At 67.7% G+C, this 15994-nt stretch carries 19 protein-coding genes; 10 read left to right on the plus strand and 9 right to left on the minus strand.

What is annotated here, in order from left to right; all coding sequences use genetic code 11:
• Positions 1 to 46: 46 nt before the first annotated feature.
• Positions 47 to 529: a MarR family winged helix-turn-helix transcriptional regulator gene (locus tag AH6_RS02030; RefSeq protein WP_218005683.1), complete on the plus strand. Its 483-nt coding sequence runs from the start codon at positions 47 to 49 to the stop codon at positions 527 to 529.
• A gap of 2 nt (positions 530 to 531) precedes the next feature.
• Here the strand turns inward: AH6_RS02030 and AH6_RS02035 are convergent, their stop codons facing one another.
• Both AH6_RS02035 and AH6_RS02040 read right to left on the minus strand, forming a co-directional pair.
• Positions 532 to 2007, minus strand: a complete 1476-nt coding sequence (locus tag AH6_RS02035; protein WP_067472493.1) for a MutS-related protein — start codon at positions 2005 to 2007, stop codon at positions 532 to 534.
• Positions 2004 to 3542 carry a MutS-related protein gene (locus tag AH6_RS02040; protein ID WP_067472496.1) on the minus strand — a complete coding sequence of 513 codons (1539 nt, stop codon included), beginning with the start codon at positions 3540 to 3542 and terminating at the stop codon, positions 2004 to 2006. Before AH6_RS02040 ends, AH6_RS02035 begins: the two co-directional genes overlap by 4 nt.
• Positions 3543 to 3626: 84 nt before the next feature.
• On the opposite strand from AH6_RS02040, the gene AH6_RS02045 reads away from it, so the two are divergent.
• On the plus strand, positions 3627 to 3935 hold the full coding sequence (locus AH6_RS02045; RefSeq protein ID WP_067472499.1) for a 4a-hydroxytetrahydrobiopterin dehydratase: 309 nt from the start codon (positions 3627 to 3629) through the stop codon (positions 3933 to 3935).
• Between the two features lie 28 nt (positions 3936 to 3963).
• Here the strand turns inward: AH6_RS02045 and AH6_RS02050 are convergent, their stop codons facing one another.
• Together AH6_RS02050 and AH6_RS43295 are read right to left on the minus strand one after the other, a co-directional pair.
• Positions 3964 to 4395 (minus strand): ATP-binding protein, encoded by a 432-nt coding sequence (locus AH6_RS02050; protein WP_083982133.1) that lies wholly within the window; start codon positions 4393 to 4395, stop codon positions 3964 to 3966.
• On the minus strand, positions 4392 to 4754 hold the full coding sequence (locus tag AH6_RS43295; RefSeq protein ID WP_157431210.1) for a hypothetical protein: 363 nt from the start codon (positions 4752 to 4754) through the stop codon (positions 4392 to 4394). Before AH6_RS43295 ends, AH6_RS02050 begins: the two co-directional genes overlap by 4 nt.
• Before the next feature lie 176 nt (positions 4755 to 4930).
• On the opposite strand from AH6_RS43295, the gene AH6_RS02060 reads away from it, so the two are divergent.
• From AH6_RS02060 to AH6_RS44505, 6 genes are all read left to right on the plus strand, one after another.
• Entirely contained in the window at positions 4931 to 5746 is an 816-nt protein-coding gene (locus tag AH6_RS02060; RefSeq protein ID WP_169807784.1) for a helix-turn-helix domain-containing protein, read from the plus strand.
• Positions 5747 to 5767: 21 nt separating this feature from the next.
• A complete protein-coding gene (locus AH6_RS41960; protein ID WP_083982134.1) occupies positions 5768 to 5971 on the plus strand; it encodes a DUF397 domain-containing protein in 204 nt (67 codons plus the stop codon).
• A gap of 67 nt (positions 5972 to 6038) precedes the next feature.
• On the plus strand, positions 6039 to 6242 hold the full coding sequence (locus AH6_RS41965; RefSeq protein WP_083982135.1) for a DUF397 domain-containing protein: 204 nt from the start codon (positions 6039 to 6041) through the stop codon (positions 6240 to 6242).
• Positions 6243 to 6417: 175 nt separating this feature from the next.
• On the plus strand, positions 6418 to 6933 hold the full coding sequence (locus AH6_RS02065) for a hypothetical protein (RefSeq protein ID WP_067472513.1): 516 nt from the start codon (positions 6418 to 6420) through the stop codon (positions 6931 to 6933).
• Between the two features lie 192 nt (positions 6934 to 7125).
• Positions 7126 to 7857 carry a UTRA domain-containing protein gene (locus AH6_RS02070; RefSeq protein WP_245679132.1) on the plus strand — a complete coding sequence of 244 codons (732 nt, stop codon included), beginning with the start codon at positions 7126 to 7128 and terminating at the stop codon, positions 7855 to 7857.
• A gap of 74 nt (positions 7858 to 7931) precedes the next feature.
• A complete protein-coding gene (locus AH6_RS44505; protein ID WP_083982136.1) occupies positions 7932 to 8312 on the plus strand; it encodes a DUF397 domain-containing protein in 381 nt (126 codons plus the stop codon).
• Positions 8313 to 8389: 77 nt separating this feature from the next.
• Here the strand turns inward: AH6_RS44505 and AH6_RS02075 are convergent, their stop codons facing one another.
• Positions 8390 to 8995 carry a hypothetical protein gene (locus tag AH6_RS02075; RefSeq protein WP_067472519.1) on the minus strand — a complete coding sequence of 202 codons (606 nt, stop codon included), beginning with the start codon at positions 8993 to 8995 and terminating at the stop codon, positions 8390 to 8392.
• A gap of 437 nt (positions 8996 to 9432) precedes the next feature.
• The gene (locus tag AH6_RS02080) at positions 9433 to 10482 is read right to left on the minus strand and encodes a glycerophosphodiester phosphodiesterase family protein (RefSeq protein WP_067472522.1); all 1050 of its coding nucleotides are present in this window, start codon (positions 10480 to 10482) and stop codon (positions 9433 to 9435) included.
• Positions 10483 to 10850: 368 nt separating this feature from the next.
• Between AH6_RS02080 and AH6_RS02085 the strand changes: the two genes are divergently transcribed.
• A complete protein-coding gene (locus AH6_RS02085; protein WP_067472524.1) occupies positions 10851 to 12356 on the plus strand; it encodes a collagen-binding domain-containing protein in 1506 nt (501 codons plus the stop codon).
• Between the two features lie 252 nt (positions 12357 to 12608).
• Here AH6_RS02085 and AH6_RS02090 read toward each other — a convergent pair whose 3' ends face one another.
• Positions 12609 to 13361 (minus strand): ABC transporter permease, encoded by a 753-nt coding sequence (locus AH6_RS02090; RefSeq protein ID WP_067472526.1) that lies wholly within the window; start codon positions 13359 to 13361, stop codon positions 12609 to 12611.
• Positions 13354 to 14304: an ATP-binding cassette domain-containing protein gene (locus AH6_RS02095; protein ID WP_067472528.1), complete on the minus strand. Its 951-nt coding sequence runs from the start codon at positions 14302 to 14304 to the stop codon at positions 13354 to 13356. The genes AH6_RS02090 and AH6_RS02095 overlap by 8 nt, the downstream gene beginning before the upstream one ends.
• A gap of 88 nt (positions 14305 to 14392) precedes the next feature.
• Here AH6_RS02095 and AH6_RS02100 point away from each other — a divergent pair, with 88 nt between their 5' ends.
• The gene (locus tag AH6_RS02100) at positions 14393 to 15178 is read left to right on the plus strand and encodes a TetR/AcrR family transcriptional regulator (protein ID WP_067472530.1); all 786 of its coding nucleotides are present in this window, start codon (positions 14393 to 14395) and stop codon (positions 15176 to 15178) included.
• On the opposite strand, the gene AH6_RS02105 is transcribed toward AH6_RS02100, so the two are convergent.
• On the minus strand, positions 15143 to 15940 hold the full coding sequence (locus tag AH6_RS02105) for an SDR family NAD(P)-dependent oxidoreductase (protein ID WP_067472535.1): 798 nt from the start codon (positions 15938 to 15940) through the stop codon (positions 15143 to 15145). The genes AH6_RS02100 and AH6_RS02105 overlap by 36 nt on opposite strands.
• Positions 15941 to 15994 lie beyond the last annotated feature (54 nt).

Consider the following 15994-nt stretch of genomic DNA (forward strand, 5'->3'; position numbering starts at 1 on the left):
TCATATAATATGAGTTTAATATCTACTGTCGCGAGGAATGTGTAACGTGAGTCACACCGACGACGAGCCTCGGGAGCGGCGGCGGCGCGTCAACGCCGTCAAGGGGGCGCTGCGCGACCTGAACATCCAGATGTCGCTGCTCAACCGGCAGTTCGGTGCGCAGGCCGAGCTCAAGGAGGTCGACTGGAGCTGCCTGGACCTGCTCAACCGGCACGGTCCGCTCAGCCCCAGCACGCTGGCGCGCACGGCGGGCCTGCACCCCGCGACCGTGACCGGCGTTCTGGACCGGCTCCAGCGCGGTGGCTGGATCACCCGCGAACGCGCCGCCGACGCCGACCGCCGCTCCGTCACCGTGCAGGCGCGCCGCGAGCGGAACCCGGAGCTCTACCGCCTCTTCGCGGGCATGAACGCCCAGATGGACCAGCTGTGCGAGCGGTACAGCGACACCGAACTGGAACTCATCGCCGACTTCCTGCGCCGCACCACCGACGCCGGGAACAGCGCCACCGACCAGCTCGCCAACGGTTGAGGTCAGCCGGGCGGAGGGCCGCCGAATACGCGGGCGTACAGGTCCATGGCGTTCGCCGTCGGGGACGGGGTGCCGGGGGCGAGCCGGAAGGTGGGCGTGCCCTCGGCGTCCGGCGTGGTGGTGAGGAACAGGCAGCGGACGGGCGGGTCGGCGTGCATGCGGTGCGCGAGGTCGTAGAGGTGGGTCACGAAGACCATGCGGATGCCGAGGCCGGTCAGGCCGCGCAGGATCTCGGCGGCGATGTCGGCGCCCTCGCGCTCGTTGGTGGAGGCGAACGACTCGTTGCAGAGCACGAGCGCGCCGGGCCGCAGCCGGTCCACGACGCCGCTCATGCGGGCCAGCTCCTCGTCCAGTTTGCCGCTGGACATCGAGCGGTCCTCGCCCCGCTTGAAGTGGGTGAAGACGCCGTCGGCGAGCGAGGCTGAGTAGCTGCGGGCGCACACGAACATGCCGCACTGCATCATGAGCTGGGCCAGGCCGAGGCTGCGGAGGAAGGTGGTCTTGCCGCCGCGGTTGGTGCCGGTGACCATGACGAGGCCGGTGCCGTCGGCGTTGAGGTCGTTGGCGACGACCGGGCCGCCGAGGGACAGGGCGAGACCGGGTTCGTACAGCTCGCGGGCGGAGAGAGCCTGGTCGGCGGGCGGGTGCGGCGTGGGCAGGCAGGTGGGCAGGCCGATGCGGTCGAGGGCTTCGGCGAGGTTGAAGCAGCCGACGTAGAAGCCCAGCTCGTCGCGGAGGGCGCGGAAGAAGTCGCGGACGTGGTCGGCGGACTCGGCGACGGCTTCGGTGATCTCCTGGAGGGCGAGGCTGCGGAATCCGGCGATGGCGCGCCAGCTGTCTTCGTGCTCGGGCGGGACGTTGTAGTCGAGGTTGGACCTGCGGAAACGGCGGGTGACGGGGGCGCGGTCTTTGGGCGGGGGCTCGTGCATCCGGAGGTCGATGCTCTTGTTGCCTGGGCCGAGTCGGGCGGTGACGATGACGCCGTGCTCGAACCGGAGCTCTTGCAGGAGGTCTTCCACGGTGCGGAGGTAGCTTTCGTCCACCTCGGTGCGGATCGTCTCGAACAGGCGGAGGAAGCCGGGGGAGTGGAATCCCCGCGCGGTTCGGGTCGCGAAGCTGCGGAGTTCGCGCAACCGGTCGCAGAACAGTTCCAGGACGCGCAGGGAACGGTTCAACATGCCGGTGGCCGGCCCGCGGAAGATCTTCTCTTCGGCGGTGACGGCCTGCCTGGCCATCTCGTACAGCTCGCGGACGGTGCGGGCGTTGTCCAGGCAGTCACCCAGCACCTGCTGACGATGGGCGATGTCGGCAGGATCGGTGAGCGGGGTGAGAGTGACGGCGCGAGCAAGAGCGAACAGCAGGTCGTCCCCGTCGGCCATGGCGGTCCAGAGACCGTCCAGCCTCAGATCCTCGGCCAGGTCCGCGTCAGCGTTCCACCGCGCCGATTCGACGTCGGCGAACAGCAGGCCGGGCCTCATCGGGCCACCCGGGCGGTGATCTGCGCGTAGGTGAGGCCGTGTTTCTGGGCGATGGCGAGGGCGTGGGCACGGCCGTCGGCGGGCCGCCGCACGATCTTGTAGGTGCGGGTCGCGCGGTCGTCGGCGACGGTGCCGACCATGCTGACGGCCTTGGGGCTGAGCAGGGACAGCTCGTCGACGAAGCTGACCCAGAGGCACACGGCGTCGAGGCGGTCGATGGCGGCCAGGACGGCTTCGCTGAGGGTGCGGGCGTCGGCGGGGGTGGTGGAGGAGAAGACCTCGTTGAGGATGATGAGGCTGTCGGGGGTGGCCTGGTTGAGGATCGTGCGCATGCGGTGCAGTTCCTCTTCCAGCTTGCTGACCAGACCGTCGGGGCTTTCGGGGCGCTCGTAGTGGGTGAGGATCAGACCGGGCAGGAAGAGGCGGACTTGCCGTCCGGGGACGGGACAGCCGAGGGCGGCCAGGTGGTGGAGCTGGCCGAAGGTGCGCGACAGGGTGGTCTTGCCGCCCTGATTGGGACCGGAGACGACGAGGACGCGTTCGTGTCCGTCGAGACGAAGGTCGTTGCCGATGGCACGTTCGCCGTCCTGAGCGAGCTTGATGGCCAAGGCGAGGTCGTACACATCGTCGGCCACCAGAGTTTTATCGGTGCAGGAGACCACCGGATAGCAAGTCGGCAGCCCGACCTCCCGCAGCGGCGCCAAACAGGCCAGGTAGCCGAGATAGAAGCGCAGCTCGCGATCCACACGGACGATCTCATCGTCCACAAAGCGGCGGTGGCGTTCATGAAAGGCAGCGGCATCGGCGAAGACGTCAGGAGCCAGCTCCACCACGAGGTCCAGCACAGCGGCCTCAACGAAGTCGAGCCCGAGCTCGGGCGGCTTCTCTTCGCGCGGCTTCGGCTCGACCTCCTGGCGGAAGCGCTCGAAGGTGGCCAGCACTCGCGCGGCGTAGTCGAAGCGACCCTGCGCATCGTGCGCGGCAACGGTGATCCTGTCGCCACGTAGCAGCAGGTCGTAGCGGACTTGGCCGAAGCGGTCACGCAACTGCCGCGCCTGGCCGCATAGACCGACGAAGGAGGCGCTGCGAGTGTGCTCGGCCAGATCATCACGAAGGACTCGCAAGCCAGCAGAGCTGACATCGGCGGCTGCCAAACCCTCGGCGAGCCCGCTCACAGCGGCGGCATAGTCCAAGAGGATGTCGAGAAACCAACGACTGGCCTGCGGGGGATGCTTCCTGCGATCCAAAGCGTCCAGCCGCCGCCGTGTCCGATCCATCAAGACGGTGAAGCGCACAGCGACCTCGTGCACCGCCGGGTCTTCCAGCTCACGGAAGACCTGCTGCCGAAAGGCGATGAGCTCGGGCTCCCGAAGCCGATGGTGAAAGTAAGAGGAGAGACCCGGCACCCCGCCCGCCTGGCTGGTCTCCTGGACGATCTGATCGAGATTGAGGTCCTGGAAGTACTCCGGCTCCGCCCCGTCTGCGGGCTGGCCGGGCGGCTCGGTCGTCCCGAACAGGATGCTGCGAACGGCCATCCACCCACCCTCTCGACGGAAGGTGTCCCAAAGTACAGAGAATGGTTGGAGGAGCGGTACCCGTCCGATCAAGGAGCGTGTGCGATGACCGAACTGCTCGACGACGCCGCGATCACCCAGCGGCTCACCATCCTGCCTGGCTGGACGCGGGATGGGGACGAGATCCGCCGGTCGGTGCAGGCCCCTTCGTTCATGGCGGGGATCGAGCTGGTGGCGGCGGTGGCCCGCGCCGCTGAGGACGCGGACCACCACCCCGACATCGACATCCGCTGGCGGACGGTGACTTTCGTGCTGTCCACGCACAGCGCGGGCGGCCTGACGACCAAGGACTTCGACCTGGCGGCCGTGATCGACCGCCTCGCAGCCGAGCATAAGGCCGAACAAGCGACCTGACCTCAAGAAGAGCTCGGCTGCGCGCCCCTCACGTCTTCACCTCGAACCAGAATGTCACTCGTCGCTGCGGCTCGGGACCGATCTCCGCACCCCAGTTGTCCGAGAGTGCATCCACGATCCGGAGTCCTCGCCCACTCAGGGACTCCAGGTCGGGTGTCTTCATGTGCGGAACCGACGAGGCGAAGCCGTCGTCCAGCACGTCCACCCGCAGCCGTCCGACGGACATCAGGACCCGGACTCCGAGGGAGCCGTTGACCCGGCCCGACGCCGAGTAGCGGACGGCGTTGCCCAGGACCTCGCCTGCCATGGTCTCGATGTCGTCCACCAGCGACGACTCGTCGCCGAGGCAGGCCGCCGCGCAGTCACGCACGAACGCCCGCGCGTCCCCCAACTCCGGCGCACCGGCCGGACTGTAGAAGATCCGCGCCGACACCGCGCCGTTCCCTTCACACGAAGTCATGACAGGGTCTCCCGGATCTCGGCCGCCACGGCCAGAGAGTCCTTGACCCAGGCTGCACGGCCGTTGCCCCACCTGAAGCACCACTTGTCATCGAAGCCGACGCACAGCACGGCCAGCGGCTTGCTCGGCGGACGCGGCACCATCAGCACCGCCTCGCCGTCCCCGGCGATGTGCAACGACGATCCGACACCCAGCAACCGAAGATCGGCCAACAGCCGAACCAGCGCACTCAGACGCTGGCCCGTCTGATGAAGATCTTCACCCGGACGCCACCGTACCCGGGGGTTGTCAGCTGAGCGTGCCGGCGCCGACCACGCTTCGGAGGAGATTGGCTGTTGACACAACATGATCACCGCCATCGGTGTTCGTTGAGCGTAACCGGCTGAACTCGCACCGTGCTTATGCGATGCTTCGGCTCAACGAGATATACATAACACGAATATGCAGCCCTGCACAATGCAGGGCTGCATAATGATGGCTATGTCCCTGGGAGGTGCTTATGGGTGCAGATGGCCCAACTGTCCGGCGTCGGCAGTTGATCACAGAACTCAAACAGCTGCGTGAGCGCGCCAAGCTCACGCAAGAGCAGGCCGCCGAGCATCTGGTCTGGCATCACACAAAGATCTTCAGGATCGAAACCGGCCGCACACTGCCTCATCCCAACGATGTCCGGGCGATGCTGGACGTCTATGGCGTTGAGGGCACCATCCAACGCGAAGCCCTCATCCAGTTGGCCAAGGACGCTCGCAAGAAAGGCTGGTGGTACTCCTACCGAGATGTTCTGGCCAGCAAGTACGAGATGTACATCGGACTTGAAGCGGAAGCTTCTGCGATCTCCACCTTCGAACTGGCGGTGATCCCCGGGCTCTTGCAGACGCCGGATTACGCTCACGCTCTCATCAGGGGTGGTCCTGACGAGTTGGAGCCCGAAGAGATCACCCGCCGAGTCGAGGTCCGCACCCATCGGCAAGCCATCCTTTCCAAGCCGGATCGTCCCCAGCTATGGGCGATCTTGGACGAAGCCGCCATCCGGCGCATCGTCGGTGGTCCCGCTGTGATGAAGGCACAGCTCAAGCACCTTCTTGAATCGACTCACGGGAAGACGACCTTGCAGGTCATCCCACTCAAGCAAGGAGCGCATCCTGGCACCACCGGCCCGTTCATCCTGCTTGACTTCCCTCGCGCGACCGATCTTCAGGTCGTCTACATGGAGACCATCGGCGGGAACCTGTGGGTCGACAAGCCCGAAGAAGTAGCGCGCTACAGCGTCGCCTTTGATCATCTGCGAGCTGTGGCGCTCAGCCCTGATGACACCCGCGATATGCTGAATGCAGCCATCACCGACCTTTAGCATCGTCCGAGGAGGCGCGGGGTGAACCATCTCAGCCTGTCCCGTGCAGTCTGGCGTACGAGTGCACGCAGTCAGCAGAACGGCGCGTGCGTAGAGGTTGCGGAGCTAGTCGATGTTGTTGCCGTCCGAGACAGCAGGGATCGCGAAGGTCCGCACCTGCTGTTCCCCGATGCTGCGTGGCGAGTGTTCAGCCAGCGAGTGAAGCAGGGCCTCTACGATCTTTGAGTTTGGGTGAGGTGTTTCCTTCGGCGGCTGGCAGATGCACGAGGTCGAACGTGAACGGAGGCGCGGAATGACGCATCCTGACCTGTCCCGTGCCGATTGGCGCAGAAGTTCTCACAGCGGCCAGAACGGCAACTGCGTTGAGGTGGCCGAGGCGAACGGCTGTGTGGGGGTTCGCGACAGCAAGAATCCGTCTAGCCTTCCCTTGTGCCTCAAAGCTCAGCAGTGGTCTGCCCTGATCCAGGACATCAAGGCGGACAGCCGCTCTCTCTGAACTTGGGCGGGGTTCCTCTCCTAGTTCAGGACAACGGCGTTGCGTCCAACACGCTTCGATGCCGACGCCCTAGAACTCGACGCCAGCGAGGTACAGTTCTGTAGACGTGGGACATCTAGAACGCGCCGGTCTAGTCGATCTCTTTCCTCGAACCAGCACCGAGTCACGCGCTGATTTGATCACCCGTATCCGCCATGCACGCAGCCGGGTCAATCTGTTCGGGCTTACCAGGAACTTCTACGCGGGTGACGATGCCTTGGACGTTTTCACCTCAAAGGCCGCTGACGTGCCCGTGCGCGTCTACGTGATGGACCCCGACTGCGCCTCTCAGCGGGACCGCTACCGCATCGAGCCGTCGGCGGCGTCCATGGAGGACCCGGAACGCTACACGCGGGAGATCCTCCGCCCGCTCTACGAGGCGACCAAGGACCTGCCCGACTTCGGGATCTACCTCTACAACTTCCCCGTCTCCTTCGCGATCGAGGAAGTGGACGACGTCTGCCGCGTCATGTTCTACGGACATGGAAAGCGCGGGACAGACGGTCCGATTCTGACCTTCGGCGAAGGCACCGACTACCACGCGTACTTCGCCGACCAAATTCGCTGGCTCGAACGACTTGCCGCTCCAGAGGGCACCCCGGAACCCTGGAAGTCGAAGGGTATTCAGGTCCACCCCTACCAGGGACAGTGAACAACATCGGCAACGGAGCGTCGCTCCGGGAAGACGGAGTTCGCCATCACCCATCTCTGTGGCTTCGGCCGCTTTGGGCGTGCCAACTTTGATCACTAGATAGGGCGGAGTCGATCCATGGACCTGAGGACGTTGGGTGACATCTCAGCCGTCCCTGACCCGATCGAACGGGCACGAGCGATCAGTCGGGCCATGACCGAACAGCAGGGGGTGACCGAGGAGGCGGCGAAGATTCGCCGAGGTGCCATCGCGGAGGCTCGAGAAAACGGCTACAGCTTGGAGCAGATAGCCAAGGCACTGGGCGTCACCCCCGGTCGCGTCTCCCAGATGCGCAAGGGCCCGGCGGCCCAAGCGCCGACTCCGCCCGTCACTCAAGGCCCGCCAGTGATCGTGCAACGGGCGCTGCCCACCGACCCCAAGACGCGCGGATCGGTCTCCCTCTTTCTCGTCGAGGCCGAGCGGCAAGGCATCTCGCCCGGCCGCCGGATGCTCTACGTCGGCCCCGAGCCGGCCGCTGAGCACATCGCGGCCTGCCTGCATGTCGAACCAGGTGACGAGGTCATCGCCCGACGCAAGATGATGACCGCCAACGATGTACCCGTGCGGATCGCCACATCCTTCTTCCGGAGCGATCTCTTCGCAGGTACGCGCATCGCCGAGCCCGAGTTTGTCAAGCCCACACTGCAGGCCGCCATCGAAGCCCAGGGCTATGCCTTCGGCCACGCCGAAGAGACTCTTACCGCTCGCCCTCCAACACGCTTCGAGGCCGACACCTTGCAACTCGACCCTGGCGAATGGGTCGTCCAAGTACTACGCGCCTCCTACGCCAGCGAAGGAGAGCCCATCCACACCCTGGAGACGATCTGCTCGGCCAACCGGCATATTTTCACCATTGGCCAGGTGGGCGGGCTCGACGAGTTCTGAACATCATCGCCAGGCAAAAGGTCTTTTAAAAGAGGAGGCCGACGTCACGCCGATATATCCTTTTTTAGGACACTGTGCGTCGCAGCCACAGCAACGCCAACGGTAGCTGTGTCGAGCTAGCTGCTCTCGCCAGATCCATCGGGGTTCGAGACAGCACTGCCCCAGGCGGCCCAGTGCTCCGTCTTCAGCGGACAGCATGGGTCGGTCTGCACGAGAGCATCAGTCAGCTCTGGGTGACCGTCCGGCCGTCCGCACGCCGTCGGGGCCACCGCCGAGCCCTTCTTGCATCGGCACTTCCCCTGGCAAGAGCCAACGGACTCGACGAGGCCGTCATCGAACTGGATCAAAGCAACGAGGCCGGGCGGCGACTCATCGAGCCACATGGCGTGCAGCAGATCCCGCACAGCCCCACTGAACGGCACGGGCGCAGCCGGTATCGACTGCCAACAGTCTGAGGCCCTGCTCTCTGACAGGCAGATCGGCGGTGCGGTGCGGCTGTCATGGGACGATCTGGTGCACGCCCGGTACGGGGTCAGGCGGGGATGCGGGTGATCTTGACCGCCGGGGTGACCTTGAAGTCGGCGGCGAAGGTGGGGGTGGAGCCCTTGGGGAACTGGCACTTGTCCGAGTCGGTGATGGACTCGGCCGTCGTCGTCTTCAGGACAGAGGTGGCGTTGGTGTAGGTCCAGGGCCGGTTCTGCAGGATGACGGAGCAGGCGAAGTCCGATGCCCGGGACGCCAGCGAGAAGAACGGCACCGCTGCCTCGACGGTGGTGCGGCCGGTGGCCTGGTCGTAGCCCTTGGCATTCAACTGGCTGAAGGAGAAGCTGGGCGAGAACAAGCGCCACGGGCGGCCTGCGGAGTCCGTGCACTGGTCCGTGGGCTGGAGAACGGCCGTCCCCACAAAGGTGGAGGTGTCGGACTTGCTGGCCATCGGCCCCGACAGGGTCACGTTGGAACAGGTGACCGTGAAGGTGCCGCTCTGGCTTGTGACGGTCAGGGTCGGTGCCACCGCCTTGAACTTGCCGTCGGCCGCCGGGTTGGCGACCTTCCAGACCGGTTCGGCCGCGTGGGCGGGCGTGGCCGCCAGGGCGAGGGCGAAGGCGGCGGTGGCGATGACGGCGCGAGTTGTTCGCATGACGTTCCCTCTTTCGGGCAGCGCGAAAGACATCCGCGAGGACGGGGGAAAGGGCGGGAGGGGCGAGGCCACGGCCGTGGACCGTGCCACTTCGAATGATCAGGATGCTAATCACCTAGATCATCTAGCGGCAAGTGCCCGGCCCATCGCGGGACGGCCGCTCCAGAAACGCTACGTGACCGGAGCTGTGCGCTCAGGCGAGACATGATGGGTGACACCCGGTGTCCGTCAGCGTCCGGGGCATGGCGTTCTCGCAGGTGTCCCGGTTCTGCCCGGGGAGTTGACATGTGCTCATCTGGGGAGCAGGTCCGCCGATAAAGGGCCGAATCCCATACGGCGTTTTATCATTATCTGAAAACCAGTGTCTGGCCCAAGAGACGTGGCCGCCTCGGATAGGTGGAAGCAGAACTCCTTTCCGAGGCGGCTTTCGGGAGGGGCTATCCCCGGTGTGTGCGGTAGGCGCGGGGGAGCTTCAGGTGGTTGGCGCGCATGACCTGGCGCAGGCGGTCGGGGTAGTCGGTGATGATGCCGTCCACGCCGTCGTCGATCAGTTTCTGCATCGTCGGCCCGTCGTCCACCGTCCAGGGGATGACCTTCAGGCCCAGGCGGTGGGCCTGCCGCACCATGTCCCGGGTCACGTACGGGCGGTAGTCGGGGTCGGTGACCTTGCCGTTCTGCGGGAAGCCGTGGACCGGGGAGAACGCCGAGGCGCCGAAGCTCTTGACGGCCTTCAGGGGGTCGCCGCCGAAGTCGTCGATGTCCAGGCCGCCCAGCCATGGGGACTTGCCCGGCTGGTTGGTCTGCAGGAAGTCGTAGTTGGTCAGGGCGACCAGCGGCAGGCGGGGCTCTACGCGGCGCATGCGCATCAGCGCGCCCCAGTCGAAGCTCTGGATCGTCACCTGGCGCAGGAGGTGCGCGCGGCGGACCTCGCTGGCGGTGATCTGGACGAACTGTTCGCGCGGGGCCGTTTCGTTGGGTGCCCCTGCTTCGACCTTGGTCTCGACGTTCAGCTTCACCCCGTAGGCCCGGTAGCGGTGGACCAGGTCGAACACCTCGGACAGGAGCGGCATCTTCGCCCCTGGCGCCGGGCGCTGGCCGGGGAACTCCGACAACGTCTGCGAGCCGCAGTCCATGGTGCGGATCTGCTTCAGAGTCAGGGTGTTGATGTACTTGCCGACGTAGGGGAACTCCGGGTCGCCCGGGGTCGCCGGGGCGGTGTCCTTGCACTTGCGGGGGTTGATCCGGCGGTCGTGGGTGACGACCGCCCGGCGGTCCTCGGTGATCTGCACGTCCAGCTCCAGCGTGCCGACGCCCAGTTCCAGGGCGTTGGCGAACGCGGGCAGGGTGCTCTCCGCCACCAGGCCGAGGCCGCCGCGGTGGGCCTGGAGGTCGAAGGAACGCCGGTGGTCGGCGTGTGCGGGAATCGCCGTCGCCAGGACGGCCGCGCCCGCGACCGTCGTGACGAGGAGCTGACGCCATCTGTTCATGCGAGCACGGTCCCGACCATGATCGTCGATCAGGCGTGCAGCAGGTGAGCCCGGGACGAACCCTTCATGTCGGTAGAGCGCCCCCAGGGAGCGGGCGATGGGGGCTCGGCTGGCGGCTGTTCGACCTTCCCGTTCCGCGTGCGGAGTTGTTGCGGCGGCTCCTATTGAGCTGTCGTGTTGCAGGTGCCCGACTGCCGGTGGACTCGGGACGCTCTCCAACTCGTGTGGTGATGCCGGTCGGGAGCCAGGTGACCGGGGAGCAGATCGTTGCCGCACAGTATTGATCATGTCTTGAGCGGGGGGACCGTTTCCGCTGCTCGGCCGTGGTGATCAACTTCGTTATGCAGCGAATCTCTCCGGTCAGGGGTGTGGCCGCCGTCGTCGTGTTCAGCGGGCTGGCGGCGGGGTGCTGGTCACCGGCGGCCGACGCGTCAGGCGGCGCGGCGGCGGTGCGGGCGTCGGGTAACCCGGTCGCGGGCAACCACGGGTTCACCGTGGTGACCGCCGGGAACGCAACCGTCAGCAGCAACGAGAACGAAGGCACGATGGCGGTCGGCGGCGACCTGACCATCGCCGACACCTACAACGTCAACAACCGCGGACAGGGTGCCTTCACCGCTTCCGGTGACGCGCGGGCGACCGCGCTGGTGGTCAACGGCAAGGTGAACCTGGCCGGGAGCGCGAACGCGCCCCTGCGGGTCCTGGGGTCGGGCTACGTCAAGATCGGCGACCTGTCGGGGGCCGGGGTCCGCACCACCGACGACAACGGAGCCAAGGTCGACACCGTCGTCAACCGGGCACAGGACGGCTACAACACCGATCCGGCGATCCGTCTCACCGTTCGCCAGCCCGGCCCCTCCGTCGGTCCCGCCCGGCCGTTGGACTTCGCGGCCATGTTCAAGACCTACCGGGCCCGCGCCCGGGAACTCGCCGGATGCCGCGACAACGTCAAGCTCCGCGATGACGCGGGCCAACCGCTGTCCGGTGCCGTTCCGCCCGGCGCGCGCGTGCGGATCTCGCTGACCACCGGCAAGACCAACGTGCTGCGCTTGAGCAAATCCGACCTGGCCAACATCGCCACCCTGCAGTTCGACGACAAACCCACCAGGTCCGCGCCATTGATGATCGTCGTGACCGGTTCGGGCGCGTTGACCTGGACGCCGCCCACCATGAACCTCAGCAGCCAGGACGCGCCCTATCTGCTGTTCAACCTGCCCGACATCACCTCCGTCACCATGCCGGACGGCGGGGGCGGCTCGGTGGAAGGCACGATCTTCGCTCCCAACGCGGTGCTGACCGACCACAACAGCAACAACGTGGAGGGCAACCTCATTCTGGCCGGCCTGCGCCACGGCGGCACCGGCGGGGCGGGCGGCAACGGCGGAGAGATCCATCCCTATCCCTTCGACGCCGACCTGAACTGCGTCCCCGTCGCGCCGTCCTCAGACAATCCAGGGCCTAAGCCGAAGCCCCGGCCGAACAAGCCCCAGCCCAGCAAGCCCCAGCCGAAGCTGACAGTGGTCAAGAGCGCGTCCCAGCAGATCGTGCGGGTCGGCCGTACCGTCAGCTTCGAACTGCGCGCCACCAACACCGGCAAGGCGGTCCTGGATCCGGCGTCCTTCGACGACGACGTGCGCGACGTGCTGCGCCACGGACGCCTGGTCGGCGGCGTCCGCGCCTCCACCGGCCTCGCCACCCTTTCCGGTGGCCATGTGCGCTGGCGCGGACGCCTGGCCCCCGGTGGCACCGCGACCATCACCTACAAGGCGCGCCTCACCCGGCCCGGCACCGCGCGCAACATCGTGACCTGGCCGCAAGGTCCCACGGGCGGCCGCAAGGTCATCGTCCGCGTCTACCCGCTTCACGCGAAGTAGGCGCAGCGCCCTCTTCACCTCGTCGGAACGTCCATGGGCCGTCCCGCGTCCGTGAGCGGAAGGACGAGGTGAAGGGGGTGTCGACGCTCCGGCGTGAGGCCGGGGCAGCGGGTTCTCCGGCGCAGGAGGGCATGGGTCGGGCCAGCCCGTAGAAGCGCGATGTGGGGGCGTGCGTTCTCGTGGTCCTGTCCGTTCCGCCTGCGGTGGCGCACTCACGCGGCCGATCCCGTGGTTTGTGTCGTCGTTGAGCGATCAGCGGGTGCGGCGGTGGAAGAGGGGGCCTGACGCGGCCAGGGACAGCAGCAGGATGCCGGTGCACCAGGCCAGGGCCGTCCAGGGGCGGTCGCCGGTCGGTTGGGACAGCAGCAGGCTCCGGACGCTTTCGATGACCGGGGTCGCGGGCTGGTTGTCCGCGAAGCCGTGCAGCCAGCTCGGCATCGTGTGGACCGGCACGAACGCGCTGCTGGGGTAGGGCAGGAACAGCACGAAGAACGTGAAGCCGCTGGCCGCCTCCGGCGTTGCCGCCAGCAGGCCCATCATCGCTGAGAACGCCGACATCGCCACGATGAACGCCGTCAGTATCCCTAGCGCTCCCAGCCACTGCGCCGCGTTCGCGTCGGTGCGGAAACCGATGGCGAACGCCACCGCGAACACGATCGCCGTCGAGCACAGGTTGCGCACCGTGCTCGCCGTCACGTGACCGCCCAGCAGGGCCCGGCCGCCCACGTCCATGGAGCGGAACCGGTCCACCACGCCCTCGGTCATGTCGTGCGCGACGCTCACGGCCGTCAGCGACGCCCCGTAGCCCGAGCACACGATCAGCACGCCCGGCACCGCGTAGGTCAGGTACTCGGTGCCCGTGTCGATCGCGCCGCCGAACAGGTAGACGAACATCAGCAGCAACATCACCGGCAGCAGCAGCGAGATCAGCAGCGCGTCCACGCCGCGCAGCGCCATGCGCAGGTTGCGGCCCGACAACACCGGCCAGGCGGTCAGGTCAGACACCGGTCGTCTCCTTGATCTGCCCGGTCAGGGCGAGGAACACGTCGTCCAGGGTGGTGTCGCGCACCGCGAAGCGCTCCACGGTGGTGCGGGTCGGGTCGATCTCGTCGAGCAGTGCCCGTATGTGCGCCGCCGATCCGTCGGTGGACACGCCCAGGACGCGACGGGTGGAGTCGAGGTAGATCACGCGGTCGCGCAGAGCGTGGGCGGCGGCGTCGAAGGTGGGGGCGTCGGTCATCGTCAGGTCCAGGCGGGAGGCGTTCACCTGTTCTTTCAGTTCGGTGGCGGTGCCTTCGGCGACGATGCGTCCGTTGTCCAGGAGGGCGATCCGGTCGGCCAGGCGGTCGGCCTCCTCCAGGTACTGGGTCGTCAGCAGGACCGTCACGCCGCCCGCCGCGAGTTCGGCGACCAGGTCCCACATCGCGCGGCGGCTGCGCGGGTCCAGGCCGGTGGTCGGCTCGTCCAGGAAAATCACCTCGGGGTCGGTGACCAGGCCGCAGGCCAGGTCCAGGCGGCGGCGCATCCCGCCGGAGTAGCCGGCCACCCGGCGGCCGCCCGCCTCGGTCAGCTCGAAGCGTTCCAGCAGCTCGGCCGCGCGTTCCCGGGCGCGGGCGCGTGGCAGGCGGCGCAGACGGGCCATCATGCGCAGGTTCTCCGTACCGGTCTGCAACTCGTCCACGGCCGCGTACTGGCCGGTGAGGCTGATGGCGCGGCGCACCTGGCGGGCCTGGGTCACCACGTCGTGCCCGGCGACGCGGGCCGAGCCGCCGTCGGGGCGGGTCAGCGTCGCCAGGATGCGCACGGTGGTGGTCTTTCCCGCGCCGTTGGGGCCGAGCAGCGCGAACACGCTGCCCTTGGGGACGCGCAGGTCGATGCCGTCCAGGACGGTCGCCGGGCCGTAGGTCTTGCGGAGGCCGACGGCTTCGATCGCCGGTTCGTCGGACAAGATCCCTCCCTCTCTACTGTGTATGGCATACGCATTACCGTGTAGGGTATACACAGTAGGGTCGGGGCGGTCAAGACCTGGGGGTGGAATGGGGACGGCGGACGGCGCGGGACTGCCGGGGAGTGTCGACCTGGCCTGGGGGTTTCGCACGCAGCCCGGCAAGGGGCCCAAGCGCACCCTGACCTTGGAGCAGATCGTGGACGCGGCGGCCCGGGTCGGCGCGGCCGAGGGCCTGGCGGCGGTGTCGATGAGCCGGGTCGCGGCCGAGGCCGGGGTCTCGACGATGGCCCTGTACCGCTACGTGGCCTCCAAGGCCGATCTGCTGGAGCTGATGACCGACCACGTGCTCGGTCCGCCTCCCGCCCTGCCCGGCCCGGAGGCGGGCTGGCGTGCGGGGATGGCCGCGTGGGCGTGGGCGATGCGCGCGGCGCTCGTCCGCCATCCGTGGCTGCTCGGCGTCCCGATCACCGGTCCGCCCGTCATGCCCAACACGGTGGCGTGGATGGAGGCGGGGCTGAGCCGCCTGCGCGCCACCGGGCTGGGGCCGGGGGCGAAGGTGTCGATCCTGACGCTGCTCGGCGGGCACGTCCGCAGCCAGGCGATCCTGTTCCGCGACATGGCCGCCTCGTTGGACGACGCCGGGACCACCGAGGCCGAGATGCTGACCGGTTACGGCGCGCTGCTGGCCAGGGTCGCCGATCCCGGCCGGTTCCCCGAACTGCACCGACTGCTGGGGGAGGGGGTGTTCGACATGGGTGACGCACCCGGCGCCGAGGCGGATCCCGCCGACGCCGAGTTCGCGTTCGGGCTGGACCGCATCCTGGACGGTGTCCAGGTGCTAGTGGACCGAGAAGCCGCCGTCCACGAACAATGACTGGCCGGTGACGTAGGCCGAGCCGGGACCGGCCAGGAAGACGGCGGCGGAGGCGAAGTCACCGGGCAGGCCGTTGCGCCCGACCATCGTGCGCCCGGCCAGCGCCTGGACACACTCGGGGTCGTCCTGCAAGCGGGCGTTCAGCGGAGTCAGCACGAAGCCGGGCACCAGCGTGTTGGCGGTGACGCCGTGCCGCGACCACTGCTCGGCCTGCGAGCGGGCCAGGCCCTCCAGCCCGGCCTTGGAGACGCCGTAGGCGCCGCTGGTGACGAACGCGCGGAACGCCTGCTGGGAGGAGATGTGGATGAGACGGCCGTAGCCGCGCTCGGCCATGCCGGGCGCGTAGCGCTGCGACAGCAGGAACGGGGCCTCCAGGTTCACCGCCATGGTGGTGTCCCAGACCGCGTCGTCGATCTCCGGCATCGGGGGCCGCAGGTTGACGCCCGCGCTGTTGACCAGGATGTCGGGTTCGCCGAACGGTTCGGCGGCGGCCTCGGCGGCGGCGCGCACCGACTCGCGGCTGCTCAGGTCGGCGCTGACCGACGCGGCCCGGCAGCCGTGCGCCTGCAGGTCGGTGACGGTGGCGGCGAGTTCGGCCTCGCGCCGGGCGACGATCACCACCGACGCGCCCGCGCGGGCCAGCGCCTCGGCGATGGCGCGGCCGATGCCCGAACTGCCCCCGGTCACCACCGCCGTCCTGCCGTCCAGGCCGAACAGCGCGGACAGGTAGGAGGCGGGGTGATCGGAGGCAGGTGTCGTCATGGGGGACGACTCTAGGCGGTGTTTCAAAGTCCCGGCCCAGGGGGCTCGCCTGGC

Origin of the sequence: Actinomadura hibisca NBRC 15177 (genome assembly GCF_001552635.1) — a bacterium.
Taxonomy (GTDB): Bacteria; Actinomycetota; Actinomycetes; order Streptosporangiales; family Streptosporangiaceae; genus Spirillospora; species Spirillospora hibisca.